This window comes from Nocardia sp. NPDC004278, assembly GCF_053602975.1.
In genome coordinates, this window is record NZ_JBSGEQ010000055.1 from 1 (window position 1) to 17,208 (window position 17,208).

16 protein-coding genes are annotated in these 17,208 nt (G+C 64.9%); 10 read left to right on the top strand and 6 right to left on the bottom strand.

Annotated elements, in window-relative coordinates; translation table 11 throughout:
* Window positions 1-138 precede the first annotated feature (138 nt).
* Complete coding sequence (locus tag ACWEO2_RS41235) at window positions 139-1,176, top strand: CobW family GTP-binding protein (RefSeq protein WP_452410352.1); 1,038 nt, start codon at window positions 139-141, stop codon at window positions 1,174-1,176.
* A gap of 470 nt (window positions 1,177-1,646) precedes the next feature.
* Here ACWEO2_RS41235 and ACWEO2_RS41240 read toward each other — a convergent pair whose 3' ends face one another.
* From ACWEO2_RS41240 to ACWEO2_RS41255, 4 genes are all read right to left on the bottom strand, one after another.
* Window positions 1,647-1,970, bottom strand: coding sequence for a hypothetical protein (locus ACWEO2_RS41240; RefSeq protein WP_452410353.1), 324 nt, complete (start codon window positions 1,968-1,970; stop codon window positions 1,647-1,649).
* 173 nt (window positions 1,971-2,143) lie between these two features.
* Window positions 2,144-2,581, bottom strand: coding sequence for a molybdenum cofactor biosynthesis protein MoaE (locus tag ACWEO2_RS41245; protein ID WP_355189659.1), 438 nt, complete (start codon window positions 2,579-2,581; stop codon window positions 2,144-2,146).
* The gene (gene moaCB / locus ACWEO2_RS41250) at window positions 2,568-3,614 is read right to left on the bottom strand and encodes a bifunctional molybdenum cofactor biosynthesis protein MoaC/MoaB (protein WP_452410354.1); all 1,047 of its coding nucleotides are present in this window, start codon (window positions 3,612-3,614) and stop codon (window positions 2,568-2,570) included. The genes ACWEO2_RS41245 and moaCB overlap by 14 nt, the downstream gene beginning before the upstream one ends.
* Window positions 3,611-4,876 (bottom strand): molybdopterin molybdotransferase MoeA, encoded by a 1,266-nt coding sequence (locus tag ACWEO2_RS41255; RefSeq protein WP_452410355.1) that lies wholly within the window; start codon window positions 4,874-4,876, stop codon window positions 3,611-3,613. Before ACWEO2_RS41255 ends, moaCB begins: the two co-directional genes overlap by 4 nt.
* A gap of 140 nt (window positions 4,877-5,016) precedes the next feature.
* Here ACWEO2_RS41255 and moaA point away from each other — a divergent pair, with 140 nt between their 5' ends.
* The 3 genes from moaA to ACWEO2_RS41270 all read left to right on the top strand — a co-directional run bounded on the left by moaA (window position 5,017) and on the right by ACWEO2_RS41270 (window position 6,857).
* On the top strand, window positions 5,017-6,075 hold the full coding sequence (gene moaA, locus ACWEO2_RS41260; protein WP_452410356.1) for a GTP 3',8-cyclase MoaA: 1,059 nt from the start codon (window positions 5,017-5,019) through the stop codon (window positions 6,073-6,075).
* Window positions 6,068-6,310: a MoaD/ThiS family protein gene (locus ACWEO2_RS41265; protein ID WP_354960955.1), complete on the top strand. Its 243-nt coding sequence runs from the start codon at window positions 6,068-6,070 to the stop codon at window positions 6,308-6,310. Before moaA ends, ACWEO2_RS41265 begins: the two co-directional genes overlap by 8 nt.
* A 145-nt stretch (window positions 6,311-6,455) precedes the next feature.
* Window positions 6,456-6,857 (top strand): DUF1003 domain-containing protein, encoded by a 402-nt coding sequence (locus tag ACWEO2_RS41270; protein ID WP_452410357.1) that lies wholly within the window; start codon window positions 6,456-6,458, stop codon window positions 6,855-6,857.
* Window positions 6,858-6,875: 18 nt separating this feature from the next.
* Here the strand turns inward: ACWEO2_RS41270 and nadE are convergent, their stop codons facing one another.
* Entirely contained in the window at window positions 6,876-7,700 is an 825-nt protein-coding gene (nadE, locus tag ACWEO2_RS41275; RefSeq protein WP_452410358.1) for an ammonia-dependent NAD(+) synthetase, read from the bottom strand.
* A 6-nt stretch (window positions 7,701-7,706) separates the two neighbouring features.
* Window positions 7,707-8,348 carry a TetR/AcrR family transcriptional regulator gene (locus ACWEO2_RS41280; RefSeq protein ID WP_452410359.1) on the bottom strand — a complete coding sequence of 214 codons (642 nt, stop codon included), beginning with the start codon at window positions 8,346-8,348 and terminating at the stop codon, window positions 7,707-7,709.
* 113 nt (window positions 8,349-8,461) lie between these two features.
* Between ACWEO2_RS41280 and ACWEO2_RS41285 the strand changes: the two genes are divergently transcribed.
* The 6 genes from ACWEO2_RS41285 to eccCb all read left to right on the top strand — a co-directional run bounded on the left by ACWEO2_RS41285 (window position 8,462) and on the right by eccCb (window position 17,161).
* On the top strand, window positions 8,462-9,028 hold the full coding sequence (locus tag ACWEO2_RS41285; RefSeq protein WP_452410360.1) for an NAD(P)H-dependent oxidoreductase: 567 nt from the start codon (window positions 8,462-8,464) through the stop codon (window positions 9,026-9,028).
* 423 nt (window positions 9,029-9,451) lie between these two features.
* Window positions 9,452-9,685: a redoxin NrdH gene (locus ACWEO2_RS41290; RefSeq protein ID WP_040693941.1), complete on the top strand. Its 234-nt coding sequence runs from the start codon at window positions 9,452-9,454 to the stop codon at window positions 9,683-9,685.
* A 45-nt stretch (window positions 9,686-9,730) separates the two neighbouring features.
* Complete coding sequence (gene nrdI / locus ACWEO2_RS41295; protein WP_354960959.1) at window positions 9,731-10,192, top strand: class Ib ribonucleoside-diphosphate reductase assembly flavoprotein NrdI; 462 nt, start codon at window positions 9,731-9,733, stop codon at window positions 10,190-10,192.
* 38 nt (window positions 10,193-10,230) lie between these two features.
* Window positions 10,231-12,336, top strand: a complete 2,106-nt coding sequence (gene nrdE, locus ACWEO2_RS41300) for a class 1b ribonucleoside-diphosphate reductase subunit alpha (RefSeq protein ID WP_452410361.1) — start codon at window positions 10,231-10,233, stop codon at window positions 12,334-12,336.
* A 123-nt stretch (window positions 12,337-12,459) separates the two neighbouring features.
* Window positions 12,460-12,831 carry an effector-associated constant component EACC1 gene (locus ACWEO2_RS41305; RefSeq protein ID WP_452410362.1) on the top strand — a complete coding sequence of 124 codons (372 nt, stop codon included), beginning with the start codon at window positions 12,460-12,462 and terminating at the stop codon, window positions 12,829-12,831.
* Window positions 12,824-17,161 (top strand): type VII secretion protein EccCb, encoded by a 4,338-nt coding sequence (gene eccCb, locus ACWEO2_RS41310; protein ID WP_452410363.1) that lies wholly within the window; start codon window positions 12,824-12,826, stop codon window positions 17,159-17,161. Before ACWEO2_RS41305 ends, eccCb begins: the two co-directional genes overlap by 8 nt.
* Window positions 17,162-17,208 lie beyond the last annotated feature (47 nt).

Here is a 17,208-nt window from a genome sequence, read left to right on the forward strand (position 1 = left end):
ACATCGATAGCTGTGGTAGCAACGCCTGGGGCACCAGGCGCTTTACGTGGGGCGACGGCTCGGACGCGAGACACAGGGGGGCCGCGAACACGCCGCGCCCGCGCGGCCGAGAACACAGCCGCCAATAGACTCGTCCGGGTGGCCGAGCGGATTCCTGTTCTGATCGTCGCCGGGTTCCTGGGATCCGGGAAAACGACGCTGCTCAACCATCTGCTGCGCAATAACCGCGGTACGCGGATCGGTGTGGTGGTCAATGACTTCGGGGCCATCAATATCGATGCCATGCTGGTGGCCGGGCAGCTCGACGCCATGGTGTCGTTGGGCAACGGGTGTGTCTGCTGTGCGGTCGATGTCGGCGAACTCGACGAGTTGTTCACCAAGCTGGCGCAGCCGCGCGCCAAAATCGATGTGATCGTGGTGGAAGCCAGTGGTCTGGCCGAACCGCGCAATCTGATCCGGATGGTGGTCGGCACCGAGAATCCGCGCATCCGCTATGGCGGATTGGTCGAGGTGGTGGATGCCGAACAGTTCCCGGACACGCGCAGGTGCCATCCCGAACTCGCCACGCATCTGCGACTGGCGGATCTGGTGGTGCTGAACAAGGCCGATCGGGTACCACGGGATCGGCTGGAGCTATTGCGGCAGGAGATCACCGAGCTGATCGGGCCGGTTCCGGTGTATGCGACCACTCACGGACGCATCGACCCGGGCCTGCTGTTCGACGAACCGCTGCGCGAAATACCCAGGGTCGCCGAACAATTGAGCTTCGACGAACTGCTCGACGAACACGACCACCAGCACGACCACACCGGGCACCGGCATTTGCACGACGACTACACCAGCGTGTCCTTCACCAGCGAGCGGGAATTGGATCCGCGGCGCCTGGTCGAATTCCTGGAGGACCCGCCGCCGGGCTTGTTCCGCGCCAAGGGTTTTGCCGCCTTCGGTGTCGCGGCCGAACGCCGGAAGTTCGTGCTGCATATGGTCGGCCGCCACATTATCTTCGAACCGGACTCCTGGTCGCGCGGCGAATCGCGCACGACGCAGTTGGTATTGATCGGTGCGGGTCTACCCGCCGATGCGGCGCTGCGACGGCTGCACGACACTGTGCATACCAACGCCGAACCACTGGATCCCGCTGCCATGCTCGGCATCTGGCGTTACACACCGCACTGACGCCACAGCGAACAGCGACAGCTCGACGGCGTTGGCGTGTCGACAAAGTTGGCGCGTTCTGCTCGAAGCTGGCGCGTTCGGTACTTGGCGCGGCAATGGCGCATACATAAAACTGACACATTGTCCCGCCGCGCGTGGCATATGCGCAACGTAGCAAACTGCTGCGCGCGGTGTCGGTTCGGCGCCCGAACCGTGATCGACCGTATTTGTCTCTACGACCGATTGGAGAGTTCCGTGTCAGAGACCTGGGAGAGCGCGACGGCGTACGTGGTCGCCGCGTTAGAGGCCAAGGGCACCGCCACCGTGATGATTTCGATGTGGCCGCCGTTGTCGCCGCAACCCGAGATATCGTCGACAGCTGGGATTTTCGTGTCATCGAGGATGCGACATTCTGGCGTATCGCGGCAACCTTCCTGAAGGTGTGACCGCATCCGGTGCCGGCACGGGGTGCGGCGCGGGGGTGCGGCGGATCAGGCCGGGAGGTCCGATCGGTGCATGGGCTGGGTCATGGACCGTCGGCGAGCTGCCCGCCGCATCGACCCCGCATCCGAATACCCCAGTAGTTCGGCCTGGCGCGTTCGGCTCAGTGGCCCATCCACATTCGCCTGTGCCAGGCGGGCATTGCGCGCCCGCTCCAATTCCGATCGCCAGGTGGTACCTGCCTCCAGCAGCCTGCGGTGCAGCGTGCGCGGGCTGGTGGCGAGTCGGTGGGCTACCCGATCCAGCGATACCGCACCCTCGGCCAGTGCGTCGGTGACGGCGGCGGCGACCCGATCCGGCCATGCGGTCGTCAAGGGCGGCGGTGGCGGGAGCGGCCCAATGCGCCCCTCCTGCTGCGGATCGACGAATCTTCTGCGGGGAGAACGCTATCCCGCGGGTATTGAATCGTCAGTGAATTCGCGTCACAACGTTGTTTCGGGCAACCCGCCCGGCGCTCATGACCAGGTTGAACATTGGCAATGACCCTTTACCCGCAGGCGTTGACCCATTCGGAGAGACCGTCGGCGAACAATTGGCGCTTCCAGATCGGCACTTCGTGTTTGATCCGATCCACCAATTCTGCACAGGTGGTGAAGGCTTCGGCGCGATGCGGTGCGGCGACCGCGACGACGATCGCGAGGTCACCGACGGTCAGCTGACCGACTCGGTGGACGGCCGCGACCGGCAGTCCGGAGCGTTCGGCGAGTGCGGCGCAGCAATTGCGCAGAAATCGTTCGGCATCCGGATGCGCGGAATACTCCAACGCGGAAACCGCCTGTCCGCCATCGTGATCGCGCACCTTGCCGGTGAACACCACGACCGCGCCGTATTCCGGCCCGGTCACCGCGGCCTCCACCACCGCCGGGTCCAGCGGCTGATCGCTGATACCCGCCAGGCGTACGGCCGCGAATTCACTTGTGGTCATGGTTGCCGCCTCCTGCTACTTGCGCGAGCAGATGATCCAGTAGCGGCTCCAGCACCGCCATGCCGTCTTTGACCCCGCCGGGGGAGCCGGGCAGATTCACGATCACCGATCGGCCCGCCAGCCCGGCGACGCCGCGACTGAGCGCGGCCAGTGGGAATTTCGCGGTGCCGCGCTGCCGAATCGCCTCTGCGACACCGGGCAATTCGCGATCGAGCACCGCGAGTGTTGCCTCGGGAGTGGCATCGGTGGGGGAGGCGCCGGTGCCGCCGGTGCTGATCACCAGCGACGGCGCGAAGCGCAACGCGTCGGCGAGGCCGATATCGATCTCGGCATCGGCGTATACCAGCGGTCCTCGCACCGAGAAGCCAAGTCCGCCGAGCCATTGCGCGAGTACCGGGCCGGTGGTGTCCACGCGGGTGCCGACCGCGGCACCGGTGGAGGCGACCAACACCACCGCCGAGCGCTCGCCTTCCGAGATATCCACCGCCGCAGCGTCTTCCGCGGCTTCGGTGGCGGCCGGTTCATTGTCGAGCAGCGAAACGGGGGTCGCTGGGGCCGGTTCCTCGGGGCGTTCCCAGTGTCCGTGTTTGCCACCCTCTTTGGTGAGCAGTCGGATACCGTCGAGAGTCGCGGCCGGGTCGACCGCCTTGACCATATCGTGCAGCGTGAGTCCCGCCACCGCGACCGCGGTGAGCGCCTCCATCTCGACGCCGGTGGGGCCCTTTGTCTTCGCCCTCGCCTGGATCGTGATGGCGGTGTCGGTGAAGCCGAATTCGACCTTCACCGACGACAGCGCCAGCTGATGGCACAGCGGAATCAGTTCGGAGGTCTTCTTCGCACCCGCGATACCGGCGATCCGGGCGGTGGCGAGCACATCGGCCTTCGGCATATCGTCGGCCCGCACCAGCGCGATCACCTCGGCGGTGGTCCGCAGCTCACCGGCCGCGACCGCGATCCGGGTGGTGTCGGACTTCGCGCTCACATCGACCATGCGGGCGCGACCTTCCCGGTCGACATGGGACAACTCACTCATAGCAACCACACTCGCACAGGCGCGCCGACCGGCAGCGCGGTGACCGCCGCTGGCACATCGATCAGCACATCTGCCCAGGCCATGCCCGCGATGAGATGTGAACCCGGCCCGGAGACGACCTCGACAGCTTCCGGATTCCGGTGCAGGCCGGGCGCGGCGTCGTCATCGCGGACGAGCCGTCCGCGCAGGAATTGACGTCGTCCCTCGGGCGAGCGCACCGCATTGCGCAGTGGCACCTGGTAGACCTCCACCTCGGGCAGACCGGCCAGGCGGCGCAGTATCGGCCGGGCGAACACCTCGAAGGACACCATGGTGCTCACCGGGTTTCCGGGAAAGCTCAGCACCGGCACACCGTCGACGACGGTGCGGCCCTGCGGCCCACCGGGTTGCACCGCGACCGAGCCGAATTCCCCGCCCATCGGCCCGAGCACATCCTTGACCACCTCGAAGTCGCCCTTGGAGACCCCGCCGGAGGTGAAGACGATATCGGCGGATTCCGTTGCGGCGGATAGCAATGCGCGAAATCGCTCCGGATCGTCGGTGCTGTGTTCGACCGAGACGACGGTGACGCCGTTCGCGGTCAGCGCGGCCGCGAGAGCGATGCCGTTGGAGTTGTAGATCTGGCCGGGGCGCAATGGTGTTCCGGCGGAGACGAGTTCGTCACCGGTGGTGATCACCGCCGCGCGAATCGGCTGGCATACCGGCACCGTCGCGAGCCCGACCGCGGCGAGCGCGGCGATATGGCGTGGCGCGAGGGTCGTGCCCGCCCGCGCCAGCAATTCGCCGGTGCGCACATCGGTGCCCGGTTCGCGCACGAATTCGCCTGCGGTGCGGCCCCGCTCGACGGTCACCGTCGCGCCATCGCTGTGCACATCCTCGACCGGCACCACACAATCGGCGCCGGGCGGAATCGGTGCACCGGTCATCACCTTCATCGCGGTGCCGGGCGGCAATGGTGTCTGCCCGGCGGCGCCCGCTGCGACCACACCGGCCAGCGGCAGGGTTACCGGAGTGAGCACCACCGATTCGGCGCGCACCGCGTATCCGTCCATCGCGGAGTTGCGGAATACCGGCAGGTCCACCGGCGCGTGGATGTCCTCGGCCAGCTGTCGGCCCAGCGCCGCGGGCACCGCGACGGATTCGACCGGCCGCGTGGCCAGTGGTCGCAGCAGCGCTTCGATGGTGTCGCGGTACGCGTCGGCGGACCGGGCCGCGGCGCGGCTCGGTCGGTGGCCACCGGAGGTGGTGGGGCGCGAGGTCATGCGGCCAGCCTAATCGCCGATCGGTAGCGAGTTCTCTCGTCGTTTCGCACGAACGCTCACCTGGTGAACTCGGAGTTTGTGAGGCCAGTATGGTGCGGTCCGCCCATGGGCATGGCGTACGGACCGGTCATAATGGACGTGTGACGCTGGTCGAGATGGGGATTCCCGCCGTACGGTCCAGGGTGCCCTCACTCGACGGACGCCCCGACACGCCGTATCTGGTGGATCGGTTCGGGCGGACCGCACGCGATCTGCGCATATCGATCACCGAGAAATGCTCACTGCGTTGCACCTACTGCATGCCCGAAGAGGGGCTGCCCGCAATCCCACAGCACGAACTGCTGACCGTCGAGGAAATCGTGCGACTGGTCGCGCTGGCCGTGCGGGAGCTGGGGGTCCGCGAGGTCAGGTTCACCGGCGGCGAGCCGCTGATGCGCCGCGATCTCGAGCGGATCATCGCCGGTTGCCATCAGCGGGTGCCCGAGATCCCACTGGCCATGACGACCAATGGTGTCGGACTCGCCCATCGGGCCCACGCGCTCGCGGCCGCCGGGCTCAGCCGCGTGAATGTCTCACTGGATACCGTGGACCGGCTCGGCTTCGCCCGCCTGACCCGCCGCGATCGACTGGATTCGGTCCTCGCGGGCATCCGCGCGGCCCGGGATGCCGGGCTGGCGCCGATGAAGATCAACGCGGTGCTGATGCGCGACACCCTCGCCGGTGCACCGGATCTGCTGCGCTGGTGTCTCGACGAGGACTGCGAACTGCGGTTCATCGAGGAAATGCCGCTGGACGCCGATCATGAATGGGCGCGCGCCAACATGGTGACCGCGGCCGAATTGCTCGATGTCCTCGGCACTCGCTTCACACTCACCGAGGCGGGCCGGTCCGATCCGTCGGCCCCGGCGGAGAAATGGCTCGTCGACGGCGGTCCGGCGACGGTCGGCATCATCGCCACGGTGACCCGCAAGTTCTGCGATACCTGCGACCGAACCCGGCTCACCGCCGATGGCATGCTGCGGTCCTGTCTGTTCAGCGATGAGGAATTCGACGTGCGCCGAGCACTGCGCACCGGCGCCGACGACGATGAGATCGCCACCATCTGGCGCGGCGCCATGTGGAACAAGTGGGCGGGTCACGGTATCGACGCCGAGGGTTTCGTCCCCCCGGAACGCACGATGGGAGCCATCGGTGGTTGAGATCCGCTACTTCGCCGCGATCGCCGACGCCGTCGGCAAGGATCGGGAAATCCTCGAATTCCCGGCCGATGCCACGGTCGCCGATCTGCGCAGCACACTGGCCGCCTCGTACGGTCCCGACCTCGACAAGATGCTCCGCGTCTGCGCCTACCTGGTCGGCGACGAACTCACCCGCGACCCGTCGGTCGCCTTGACCCCCCGCGTCGACGTCCTCCCGCCCTTCGCAGGCGGCTGATCCTCTCGTTCCTAGCTGTCCGCGCCGCCGACCTGGTCATCCGGCAGCTCGTTGACAGCCCGCAATCACCATCCGACCAACGTCGGCGCGTTAGCATCGGCGCGCCAACGCATTTCGTTGCTCTCCCCGGAGGAAGGCCGACCCCATGATCAAGCCGCCGAAGTTGTCGCTGCATCCCGCGCTCCTGAAACAGCAGGAGATGCGGACGGCCAGCTTCCAGCTCCGGCTCGCCGATCAGATCACCAGATTCGCCGGGTCGATGCAGTTCGTCTACATCCATGCGGTGCTGTTCGCGGTCTGGATGCTGTGGTTGGAGCGCAGTCCGTGGCCGACCCTCACGCTGGTCGTCTCGTTGGAAGCGATCTTCCTGTCGACCTTCGTGATGATCGGCCAGAACCGGCAGGCGCAGTTCCAGCAGATCAAGGCCGACCACGACTTCACCGAACAGGAGTTACAGCTCAAGAGCGATCTGGAGCTGACGAAGGCCATTCACCAGATGACCACGGAACTGCATCGCAGACTGATCGAGGAAGCGGATCAGAAATAGGCTCGGCCGCTAACGGGTTCAGCGCCACCAGGTATCGAGCGGGGTGACCGGGACGGTGCGCTTGTGCCTGGTGTTGCGGAAGATCGTCTCGAGCTTCGTGGCGACCTCGGGCGTGACGTCCTTGCCCTCGAGGTAGTCATCGATTTCGGTGTAGCGCAGGCCGAGCGCCTCCTCGTCGGGCAGTGCCGGGCGGTCGTCCTCGAGGTCGGCAGTGGGGACCTTCGACCAGATGCTCGCCGGTGCGCCGAGTTCCTGCAGCAGGGCCGCGCCCTGGCGCTTGGTGAGTCCGGTCAGCGGGGTGATGTCGACGCCGCCGTCACCGAATTTGGTGAAGAAGCCGGTGACCGCCTCCGCGGCATGGTCGGTGCCGACGACGAGCATATTCTCCTGGCCGGCGATGGCGTACTGGGTCACCATGCGTTCGCGGGCCTTGACATTGCCGCGCACGAAATCGCGCAGCTTGTCCACCTGCAATGCCGAGGCCACCTCGGCGGCAACGGCATTGGCGCCGGGGCGGATATTCACCACCACCGAGCGGTCGGGCTGGATGAACCGCAGTGCGATCCGGGCGTCGGCCTCATCGGCCTGCACACCGTAGGGCAGTCGCACCGCAATGAAGGTGGCATCGGCACCGTCGGCGCGCAGTTCCGCGGCGGCGAGCTGGCACAGTCGGCCGGTCAGCGCGCTGTCCTGGCCGCCGCTGATGCCGAGCACGAAACCCCGGGCGGGACTTGCGCTCAGATAGTCCTTGAGGAAATCGATCCGCCGCCGCACCTCGACCTTCGGTTCGATATTCGACTGGACGCCCAACTCGGCGATGATCTGTTCACGCAGGTTCCCCATGGCGCCTCACTCTACTGGGCGCGACGGAATGACAACCCGTCGAACGAAGGCCTCCCAGTTGTCGCCGATCCGACACCGGTCGTAGCCGAGCACATGCATCTGATGCATCACCAGCGCGGCGCCGAGCAGCCCCAGCAGCCCATCGGCGATCAGCACCACATCGCCGTCCACCCGCGCCGCCCGCAGCAGCATCGTCACGTGGGCGCGGAGCAGGCCGTAGGGCGGGCCGGTATAGCGCTGGTTCGCCTCGCCGATTTCCGCGGCGCGGTGCAGTTCGCCAGCGACCTCGATATCGAGTAGTCGGGCCCGGCCGAAGGCGACCAGCCGATCCACCGGCTCCGCGCCCGGCCCCAGCGGCGGCGGTCCGAACATGAACTCTTCCTGGAACTTTCGCTCGGCGTGGTCCAAGAGCGCGCGCAGCAGTCCCGACCTGCTGCCGAACCGGCGGAAGACGGTGCCCTTGCCGACACCGGCCCGCTTGGCCAGCGCGTCCATCGTGAGGCTGTCCACGCCTTGTTCACGCACCAGCTGTTGTGCCGCGTCCAGCAGTAGCTGGCGGTTGCGCGCCGCGTCCGCGCGTTCGGTATTGACGGGCAGGGGCGCACCGACGCCGAGCAGCGGACGCTCGGGCATCATGTCGTCCGGCATGGATGTGCTGTAGCTCACAGGCCTCTCGCGGTTCTCCGGGAATGGAATCGGACCATGGTCCGGTTAGTGTAGGCAGAAGTTCGGACACCACATCCAGTACACCAGGAGTCGTCATGAGTCAGACCCGGATCCTCACTCTCGTTGGCAGCCTCCGTGCCGCGTCGATCAACCGCCAGCTCGCCGAGGCTGCGGTGCAGACCGCGCCCGAGGGCGTCGAGATCACCATCTACGAGGGCCTTGCCGATATCCCGTTCTACAACGAGGATCTCGACGTGCCCGGCTCGGTACCCGCCGCTGCGCAGGCGCTGCGCGATGCGGTCGCCGTCTCCGACGGACTGCTGCTGGTCACGCCCGAATACAACGGCAGCATTCCGGCCGTACTCAAGAACGCCATCGACTGGGCCTCGCGGCCGTACGGCGTTGGTGCGCTCAAGGATCGGCCGGTCGCGGTGGTGAGCGGTTCGATCAGCCAGAACGCGGCCAAGTGGGCGCACGGCGACGTGGTCAAGGCGCTCGGCGTCGCGGGCGCACGCGTGGTCGAGGATGCGCACCTGCACTTCGCCGGATTCGGTGACCGGTTCGCGCAGGCGCATCCGCGCGATGATGCCGAGGCGCTGACCCAGCTCGGCGCGACCGTCCACGAACTCGTCGAGGCGACCGGCGAACTGGTGTCCGCCTGAGTGTCGGGTCCCGCTGGAAGGGCCGCCCCCGCTCCGTTCGCGGAGTCCGGGGGCGGCCCTTTTTCGTTCGCCGAAAGAAGTTTGCTGGGAGGGCGCTATGGTGCGAAATTGTGATCTGCGCCACTGTTGTGTCGGGTTGCGTATCGAGCGTCCAGGTACTTACCGCTTGGGAATTTCACCGTTGTGACTCGCAACATGTCGTGTTGTATGAATCTGTCGGCCACTAGGTGTAGTGTCTTGAGTGCTGGAAGACGGAATGAGATCGGCCTCGGCCACGAGCGGCTGAGCAGCGGTTTCGGAACCGATCCAGGAATTTGCGCAGTGTAGGTCGGATCATGCATCGCTAGCGACTGATTGCAGGTCGCTCGAACGATCAGCATACGGATCACAGGCTGTGGATCAGGCATAGGAGAGAGGGACTCAATGACCATCACCGTGTACACCAAGCCCGCTTGCGTCCAATGCAATGCCACCTACAAGGCGCTCGACAAGGCCGGGGTGGACTACGAAGTCATCGACATCTCCGAGAACGACGAGGCGCGTGACTACGTCATGGCACTGGGTTACCTGCAGGCGCCGGTCGTCGTCGCCGGTGAGGATCACTGGTCCGGCTTCCGGCCCGACCGCATCAAGTCGCTCGCAACCGTGGCGGCCTGATCGCTTCCAGCTTTCCGGTGCATCCGATGGGAAGGGGAGGTGACCATGTCCGAAGGAACGGCGCTGGTCTACTTCTCCAGCGCCTCGGAGAATACGCATCGCTTCGTCGAGAAGCTGGGGCTCCCGGCGACTCGCATACCACTGCACACCGCTGACTCACTGCGCGTAGACGAACCCTACGTGCTGATCGTCCCCACCTACGGGGGCGGTCGGCACGTCCTGGGGGGACATAGATCCGATAAGGATTTCGTGCCGCGACAGGTCGCCAAGTTCCTCAACGATCCGCATAACCGCGCACTGCTGCGCGGTGTCGTGGCGGCGGGAAACACGAACTTCGGCGATACCTATTGCTATGCGGGCGAGGTGATTTCACGAAAGTGTGGGGTGCCTTACCTGTATCGCTTCGAACTCATGGGAACCGCTGAGGACGTCGAACGCGTCCGCGAGGGATTGGGATTGTTTTGGCAACAGCAACGACAGCACCGACCGGCAAAACGGCTCGCTTAGAGCAGCCACCGGTCCGTTCCGCCGATGCGGGCGAGGTCATGGACTATCACGCCCTCAACGCGATGCTGAACCTGTACGGCGCCGACGGCAAGATCCAGTTCGACAAGGACCGCGAGGCGGCGCACCAGTACTTCCTGCAGCACGTCAACCAGAACACCGTCTTCTTCCACAATCTCGAGGAGAAGCTGGACTACCTGGTCGACGAGAACTATTACGAGGCAGAGGTTCTCGAGCAGTACAGCCGCGGGTTCATCAAGACGCTGTTCCAGCAGGCCTACGCCAAGAAGTTCCGGTTCCCCACCTTCCTCGGCGCGTTCAAGTACTACACCTCCTACACGCTCAAGACCTTCGACGGTAAGCGCTACCTGGAGCGGTTCGAGGACCGCGTGGTCATGGTCGCGCTGACGCTGGCCGCGGGTGACGAGGTGCTCGCGGGCCGATTGGTCGACGAAATCATCGACGGCCGTTTCCAACCCGCCACCCCGACCTTCCTCAACTCGGGCAAGAAGCAGCGCGGCGAACCGGTGTCGTGCTTCCTGCTGCGCATCGAGGACAATATGGAGTCCATCGGGCGCTCCATCAACTCCGCCCTGCAGCTGTCCAAGCGCGGTGGCGGTGTCGCATTGCTGCTCAGCAATATTCGCGAGCACGGCGCTCCGATCAAGAAGATCGAGAACCAGAGCTCGGGTGTCATCCCGATCATGAAGCTGCTCGAGGATTCGTTCTCCTACGCCAACCAGCTCGGCGCGCGGCAGGGTGCGGGTGCGGTGTATCTGCACGCGCACCATCCGGATATCTACCGGTTCCTGGATACCAAGCGGGAGAACGCGGATGAGAAGATCCGCATCAAGACGCTCTCGCTGGGGGTGGTCATCCCGGACATCACCTTCGAGCTGGCGAAGAAGAACGAGGATATGTACCTCTTCTCGCCGTACGACGTGGAGCGCATCTACGGCGTGCCGTTCGCCGATATCAATGTCACCGAGAAGTACTACGAGATGGTCGACGACAAGCGGATCCGCAAGTCGAAGATCAAGGCGCGCGAGTTCTTCCAGACCATCGCCGAACTGCAGTTCGAATCCGGCTACCCGTACATCATGTTCGAGGACACCGTGAACCGGGCCAACCCGATCGCGGGCAAGATCACCCACTCGAATCTGTGCTCGGAGATCCTGCAGGTGTCGACGCCGTCGCTGTTCAACGACGATCTGACCTATGCCAAGGTGGGCAAGGACATTTCGTGCAACCTCGGATCGCTCAACATTGCCAAGACGATGGATTCACCCGATTTCGCGCGGACCATCGATACCGCGATCCGGGCACTGACCGCGGTCTCGGATCAGACCCACATCTACTCGGTGCCGTCGATCGAACAGGGCAATAACGAATCCCACGCGATCGGTCTCGGCCAGATGAATCTGCACGGGTACCTGGCCCGTGAGCGGGTGCGCTACGGGTCCGAAGAGGGTATCGACTTCACCAATATCTACTTCTATACCGTGGTGTATCACGCGATTCGGGCCTCGAACCTGATCGCGAAGGAGCGCGGCACCTACTTCGGCGGCTTCCCCGAATCCAAGTACGCCTCTGGCGAGTACTTCGACAAGTACACCGACCAGGTGTGGGAGCCGAAGACCGATCGGGTCGCGCAGCTGTTCGCCGATGCGGGCGTACACATTCCGACCCAGGCCGACTGGCTCGAGCTGAAGGCCGCGGTCATGGAGCACGGTATCTACAACCAGAACCTGCAGGCCGTCCCGCCGACCGGCTCGATCTCCTACATCAACCACTCCACCAGTTCCATCCACCCGGTGGCGTCGAAGATCGAGATCCGCAAGGAAGGCAAGATCGGCCGCGTCTACTACCCGGCCCCCTACCTCACCAACGACAACCTCGAGTTCTACGAGGACGCCTACGAAATCGGCTACGAGAAGATCATCGACACCTACGCTGCCGCTACCCAGCACGTGGACCAGGGCCTGTCGCTGACCCTCTTCTTCAAGGACACCGCGACCACCCGCGACCTCAACCGCGCCCAGATCTACGCCTGGCGCAAGGGCATCAAGACTCTCTACTACATCCGATTGCGCCAAATGGCTTTGGAGGGAACCGAAGTCGAGGGCTGCGTGAGCTGCATGCTGTAGTTGTTTCGTCCAACGGGGCGGTCTCCATCGGGAGGCCGCCCCGCTCGGCTTTTGGGTCGCATACCTCCTGGCTAGAGTTATCGGACTACGGTGAGCGTGGGTCGATAGGAGGGGCGACAGATCATGACCGATGTTGTGCTGGTGATCAATTCCGGCGGGCGACGAGATGCCGAGTGGCTCGATGAACTCGCCGATGAGCTACAGACCGATCTGCGCGAGGTCGGGGGCCTCGTCGTACGACGTGCGACGGCGCCCGCGGGCGACGGCATGAAATCCGGGTCGCTCGAGCAGATCGGCCAGCTGGTCGCCTCCGGCGGTGCGATCGGCACCGTGGCATGGGCGATACGGGATATCGTGATCAGATTCCTGGACCGCACCAGGGCCGCCTCGGTCACCGTCAAGAATGGCGATCGGGAGGTCACCATCGCGCGGCCGAGCGACGGGCAGGTCGACAAGATCGTCGATCAGCTGCGCGACCTGCTCGACGATGAGTAGTCCGACCGGACGCCGGTTGGCGTTGTTCGTCGCCAACGACACCTATCACTTCGAGGGTCTGCCTCGACTCTACGCGCCGGTCACCGATGCCGATCAGTTGCGAGAGTTGCTGCGCGACCCGGAGATCGGCGGCTTCCGGCCGACCGAGCTATTGATCAACGAGTCCAAGGCCGAGATCGAACGCAGTATCGAGCGGCTGTTCCGCGGCGCCGAGCCGGAGGATGTCATCCTCTTCTACTTCTCCGGTCACGGCCTGCGAACCAGGCAGAACCTGTATCTGGCGACCAGCAATACCGACCCGCAACTGATCAGTAGTACGGCGGTGTCCTCGACGTTCATCCGGGAATTGATCAGGGATTCGGCCGCGGCGGCGAAGATCATTCTGCTGGACTGCTGCTATAGCGGCGCCTTCCTCGGTCCCGATGTGGTCAAGTCCGCGCCGAATATCGATGATGTCGGTCGGGAACTCGCTGCGGGAGACGGTATCTGCGTGCTGACCGCGTCGAGCGCGATCGAGACCGCCGAGGATGGACGGGCGAGCACGGATCAGTCCGCGCCGCTGTCGGTCTTCACCTCGGCGCTGGTGAAGGGCATCGGCACGGGCCTGGCCGATAACGGCAGCGGACTCATCGGAGCGCACGATCTGTGGACCTATGCCAGCGCCGATGTGCGCGCCCGCACGAGCAGGCAGACTCCGAATCACTACGGGGTATTCAAGGACGAGGTGTACATCGCACGGGTGCGGCGGAAGTACTCCAGCATCCTCGAGGCGGGCGATCGAGTTCAACTCGGCGATCTGCTCGGTCGGCTCGAACGCGATCCGGTGGCGGGTCTGCGTGCCGAGAACTGGTGGGGGACAGGCCGACTGAAGGTGCCGATCGGTCAGGAGCGGCGCGTGGACGGTGCGGAGGGGGAGACGGTCTGGCTGGATCTGGCGGGGGCCGATGGAAATCTGCTGGTTATCGGCCGCGCCGGAGCCGGGAAGAGCACGCTGCTGCGCACGCTCGCCGGATCGCTTGCGCTCACGCATACCCCGGACGAAGTGCAGGTCTACGCGCTGGAGTCCAGCAACCGCTTGGGTTCGATGAGTGCGCTACCGCACCTTGCCGGGGTCGCGAGCGATGACGAACCCGAGCAGGTTCTGGTGCTGTTGGAGAAGGTCACCGCGGAAATCCGCAGGCGCAAAAAGCTGTACCGGGACAACAATATCGACTCACCCGCCAGTTTGCGTGCCGCCCGGCCCGTGCTGACCGAAGGCCCGGTCGCGGATGTCTTTCTCCTGATCGATCGGTGGGGCGACTTCCGCGAGCACATCGCGGAACTGGACAGCAGGATCAAACAGGTGGCGAGCGCGGGTCCGGAGTACGGTGTGCACCTGGTCGCAACGGCCCGCGACTGGACCGAAATACCGGACTGGTTGGCCGATCTGCTGCCCGCACATATCGAACTGCGGCTGCACCGCCCGGCGGAATCGCGACTCAATCCCGAGCGTGCCGCCCGGCTGCCGGAGGGGCCGGGCTGGGCGCTGTACGGACAGCGACCATTTCGCGTCGCCATGCCGGATCTGCGTGAGCTGCAACAGGATTCGGTAGGCGTCGTTGAGATGACCGATGGTGCCGGCGAATTGGTGAGCCGAGTCGTCGGAGCGTGGCCCGACGCGCGAGGTCCGCAGGTGCGGCGTTCGCCGTTCGAGGGTGAGGTCGACTTCGCTGAACTGTTCGGGCTGGATGCGAATGACCGGGTCGATCTCGCTGTGGCATGGCGGCCGCGGGCCGCGCGTGCGCGGCTGCGTATTCCGATCGGTGTGACGCCTACCGGCGAAACCGTTGAGCTGGATCTGAAGCAGGCCGCGGAGGGCGGTATGGGTCCACACGGTCTGGTGGTCGGTGCCACGGGTTCGGGCAAGTCGACATTGCTGAAGAATATTGTCGCTGGCCTTGCGCTCAACCACCCGCCCGACGCGCTCAACTTCCTGCTGATCTCCGCGAAAGGCGGCGATGCGTTCGACAGATTCGCTGGGCTGCCGCATGTTTCGGCGATTGTCCCCGATCTGGAGGCTGATCTTACGCTGATCGATCGTCTGGTCGAGACGATCGCGGGTGAGGTGGCGTGGCGGCAGAAGTTGCTGCAGTCGTTGGGGAATTTCGTGAACATCGGCGAATACGAGTCGGCCCGTGCGGCGGGCGCTGAGCTCGCTCCCTTGCCTCTGTTGTTCATCATCGTCGACGAGTTCGCCGAACTCCTCTCGCAGCGGCCAGGATTCGCGGATGCGTTGGTCATGATCGGACGACTCGGTCGTTCGTTGGGGCTGCATCTGTTACTCGCAACGCACCGACTCGATGGATATCGGCTCGGTGGGCTCGAGGCGCATATGTCTTATCGGATCGCGTTGCGGACGTTTTCGGCCAATGAATCGCGCGCGGTGTTGGGCGTGCCGGATGCTTATCACCTGCCGGGCACGCCTGGACATGCGTACTTGAAATATGACCACTCCGAGTTGGTTCGCATTCGAGCCGCGTACGTGTCGCGACCGGAGCGTGGCGAATTCGCCAAGGATACCGGCGCCATGGTTCAGCGCACCCTGCTCGAGGCGCTGGTTGCGCAACTGCACGGGGCTGCACCACCTGCACGTGCGGTATGGCTGCCGCCAATGACCGCGCCGACAACCATCGACGTACTGTTGTCGACCCGGAGTCACCAGGGGAGGTCGTCGGCACCGGTCGGCGTCGTCGATGATCCTTATTTGCAGCGTCAAGATGTGCTCACGACCATGCCCACGGTGGGGGATCAAGGGAACGTCGCGGTGGTCGGCGGCCGCAAGTCCGGCAAGTCCAGGGCGTTGGCGACCATAGTGCTGGCGATCGGCGCGACTCAACCCCCCGAGCAGGCCCAGTTCTATGTCCTCGATTTCGGTGGCGGATTACTCACGAACCTCGCGGAGCTGCCGCATGTGGGTTCGATCGCAGACAGGTCGGATCCGGATCGGGTCCGCCGCACCGTAGCCGAGTTGGCGGCTCGGATGCGTGAGCGCGCGGATATCTGCACATCGGCACAGGTCGAGTCGATCGACGAACTCCGCAGTCGCTGGGCGGCGGAGGTTTCCTTGCCGCCGGAACTGCGTCGGATGGATGACTCGTGGAGTGATCGGCTCGGTGATGTGTTCCTCGTCGTCGACGGCTGGCGGGAATTGATCGGGCAGTTCGAATCTCTGGATAATGAGCTGAATACTCTTGTTGCGCAGGGATTCCGGTGCGGTATCTATGTGATTCTCGCGGCCGGCAAGTGGCGCGATATCCGGCCTTCGGTGCGGGACCGGATCCGGATGCCGGTCGAGCTGCGCCTCGATGATCCGAATGAGTCCGAACTCAGCAGGAAGGCCGCGGCCCTCGTGCCCGACCTGTCGGGGCGCGGCTTGATTCTCGGGGCCGCCGGTGTCCAGCACATCATGATGGCGCTGCCGCGACTGGACTCGAATAGTGACTTCGACTCGGTGCCTGCCGGTATCCGCGCTGCCGCAGCACAGATCGCCGCGGAATACCCGGGTCGCCGTGCCCCCGAGATTCGGCTGCTGCCCGCGCACATCACGCGCGCCGAGGTGCTCGCGACCGCCGATGTGTTGTCGATCGAGCAGAGTCGGGATCGCGTGATCATCGGCCTACGCGAGTCCGATCTGCGACCGGTGGTCCTCGACTTCCGTAGCCAGCCGCACTTTCTGGTATTCGCCGACTCCGAATCGGGCAAGACGACGATGCTGCGGAATATTGTCGCGGGGCTGACCGAGAACGCCGCGCCCGAGCAAGCGAGAATTGGGCTGATCGACTTTCGGCGGACGATGCTCGGTACGGTCGGGAAGGCCCATCTCGCGGGGTACTCGACCAACTCGCAGACCGCGACGGACATGGTCGCCGAACTTATCGCGTACCTGTCTCGCCGCACCCCGGGACCGGACGTCACGCCACAGCAACTGCGCGAGCGCAGTTGGTGGAGTGGACCGGAGCTGTTCATCATCGTCGATGATTACGACATGGTAGGCACCAGTGTGAGCAATCCATTGCTGCCGCTGGTCGACTATCTCGCGCAGGCAAGAGATCTCGGGTTCCATTTGATCCTGGCCCGGCGCACCGGTGGCGCCGGACGTGCCATCTACGATCCGGTGATCAACAGGTTGCGCGAGCTGGGTTCCGAAGGATTGGTCATGAGCGGCTCGCGGGAGGAGGGTGCGCTCATCGGTGATGTGCGCCCATCGCCATTGCCGCCCGGCCGCGGGGTTTTCGTGACACGTTCGCGCGCTACGGAATTGGTCCAGATCTGCGATGTGCCGCCGCAGTGATAACCGCGTGCCGCGTGGTTATCACTGGGGAAGTAGCCCGAGTGTGC

What these genes read in the sequence shown, in the direction of transcription:
- ACWEO2_RS41245 (WP_355189659.1), bottom strand. Translation starts at nt 2,581, where the DNA reads ATGACCACAAGTGAATTCGCGGCCGTACGCCTGGCGGGTATCAGCGAT.
- moaCB (WP_452410354.1), bottom strand. Translation starts at nt 3,614, where the DNA reads ATGAGTGAGTTGTCCCATGTCGACCGGGAAGGTCGCGCCCGCATGGTC.
- ACWEO2_RS41255 (WP_452410355.1), bottom strand. Translation starts at nt 4,876, where the DNA reads ATGACCTCGCGCCCCACCACCTCCGGTGGCCACCGACCGAGCCGCGCC.
- ACWEO2_RS41270 (WP_452410357.1), top strand. Translation starts at nt 6,456, where the DNA reads ATGATCAAGCCGCCGAAGTTGTCGCTGCATCCCGCGCTCCTGAAACAG.
- nadE (WP_452410358.1), bottom strand. Translation starts at nt 7,700, where the DNA reads ATGGGGAACCTGCGTGAACAGATCATCGCCGAGTTGGGCGTCCAGTCG.
- ACWEO2_RS41280 (WP_452410359.1), bottom strand. Translation starts at nt 8,348, where the DNA reads ATGCCGGACGACATGATGCCCGAGCGTCCGCTGCTCGGCGTCGGTGCG.
- ACWEO2_RS41285 (WP_452410360.1), top strand. Translation starts at nt 8,462, where the DNA reads ATGAGTCAGACCCGGATCCTCACTCTCGTTGGCAGCCTCCGTGCCGCG.
- ACWEO2_RS41290 (WP_040693941.1), top strand. Translation starts at nt 9,452, where the DNA reads ATGACCATCACCGTGTACACCAAGCCCGCTTGCGTCCAATGCAATGCC.
- nrdI (WP_354960959.1), top strand. Translation starts at nt 9,731, where the DNA reads ATGTCCGAAGGAACGGCGCTGGTCTACTTCTCCAGCGCCTCGGAGAAT.
- nrdE (WP_452410361.1), top strand. Translation starts at nt 10,231, where the DNA reads ATGGACTATCACGCCCTCAACGCGATGCTGAACCTGTACGGCGCCGAC.
- ACWEO2_RS41305 (WP_452410362.1), top strand. Translation starts at nt 12,460, where the DNA reads ATGACCGATGTTGTGCTGGTGATCAATTCCGGCGGGCGACGAGATGCC.
- eccCb (WP_452410363.1), top strand. Translation starts at nt 12,824, where the DNA reads ATGAGTAGTCCGACCGGACGCCGGTTGGCGTTGTTCGTCGCCAACGAC.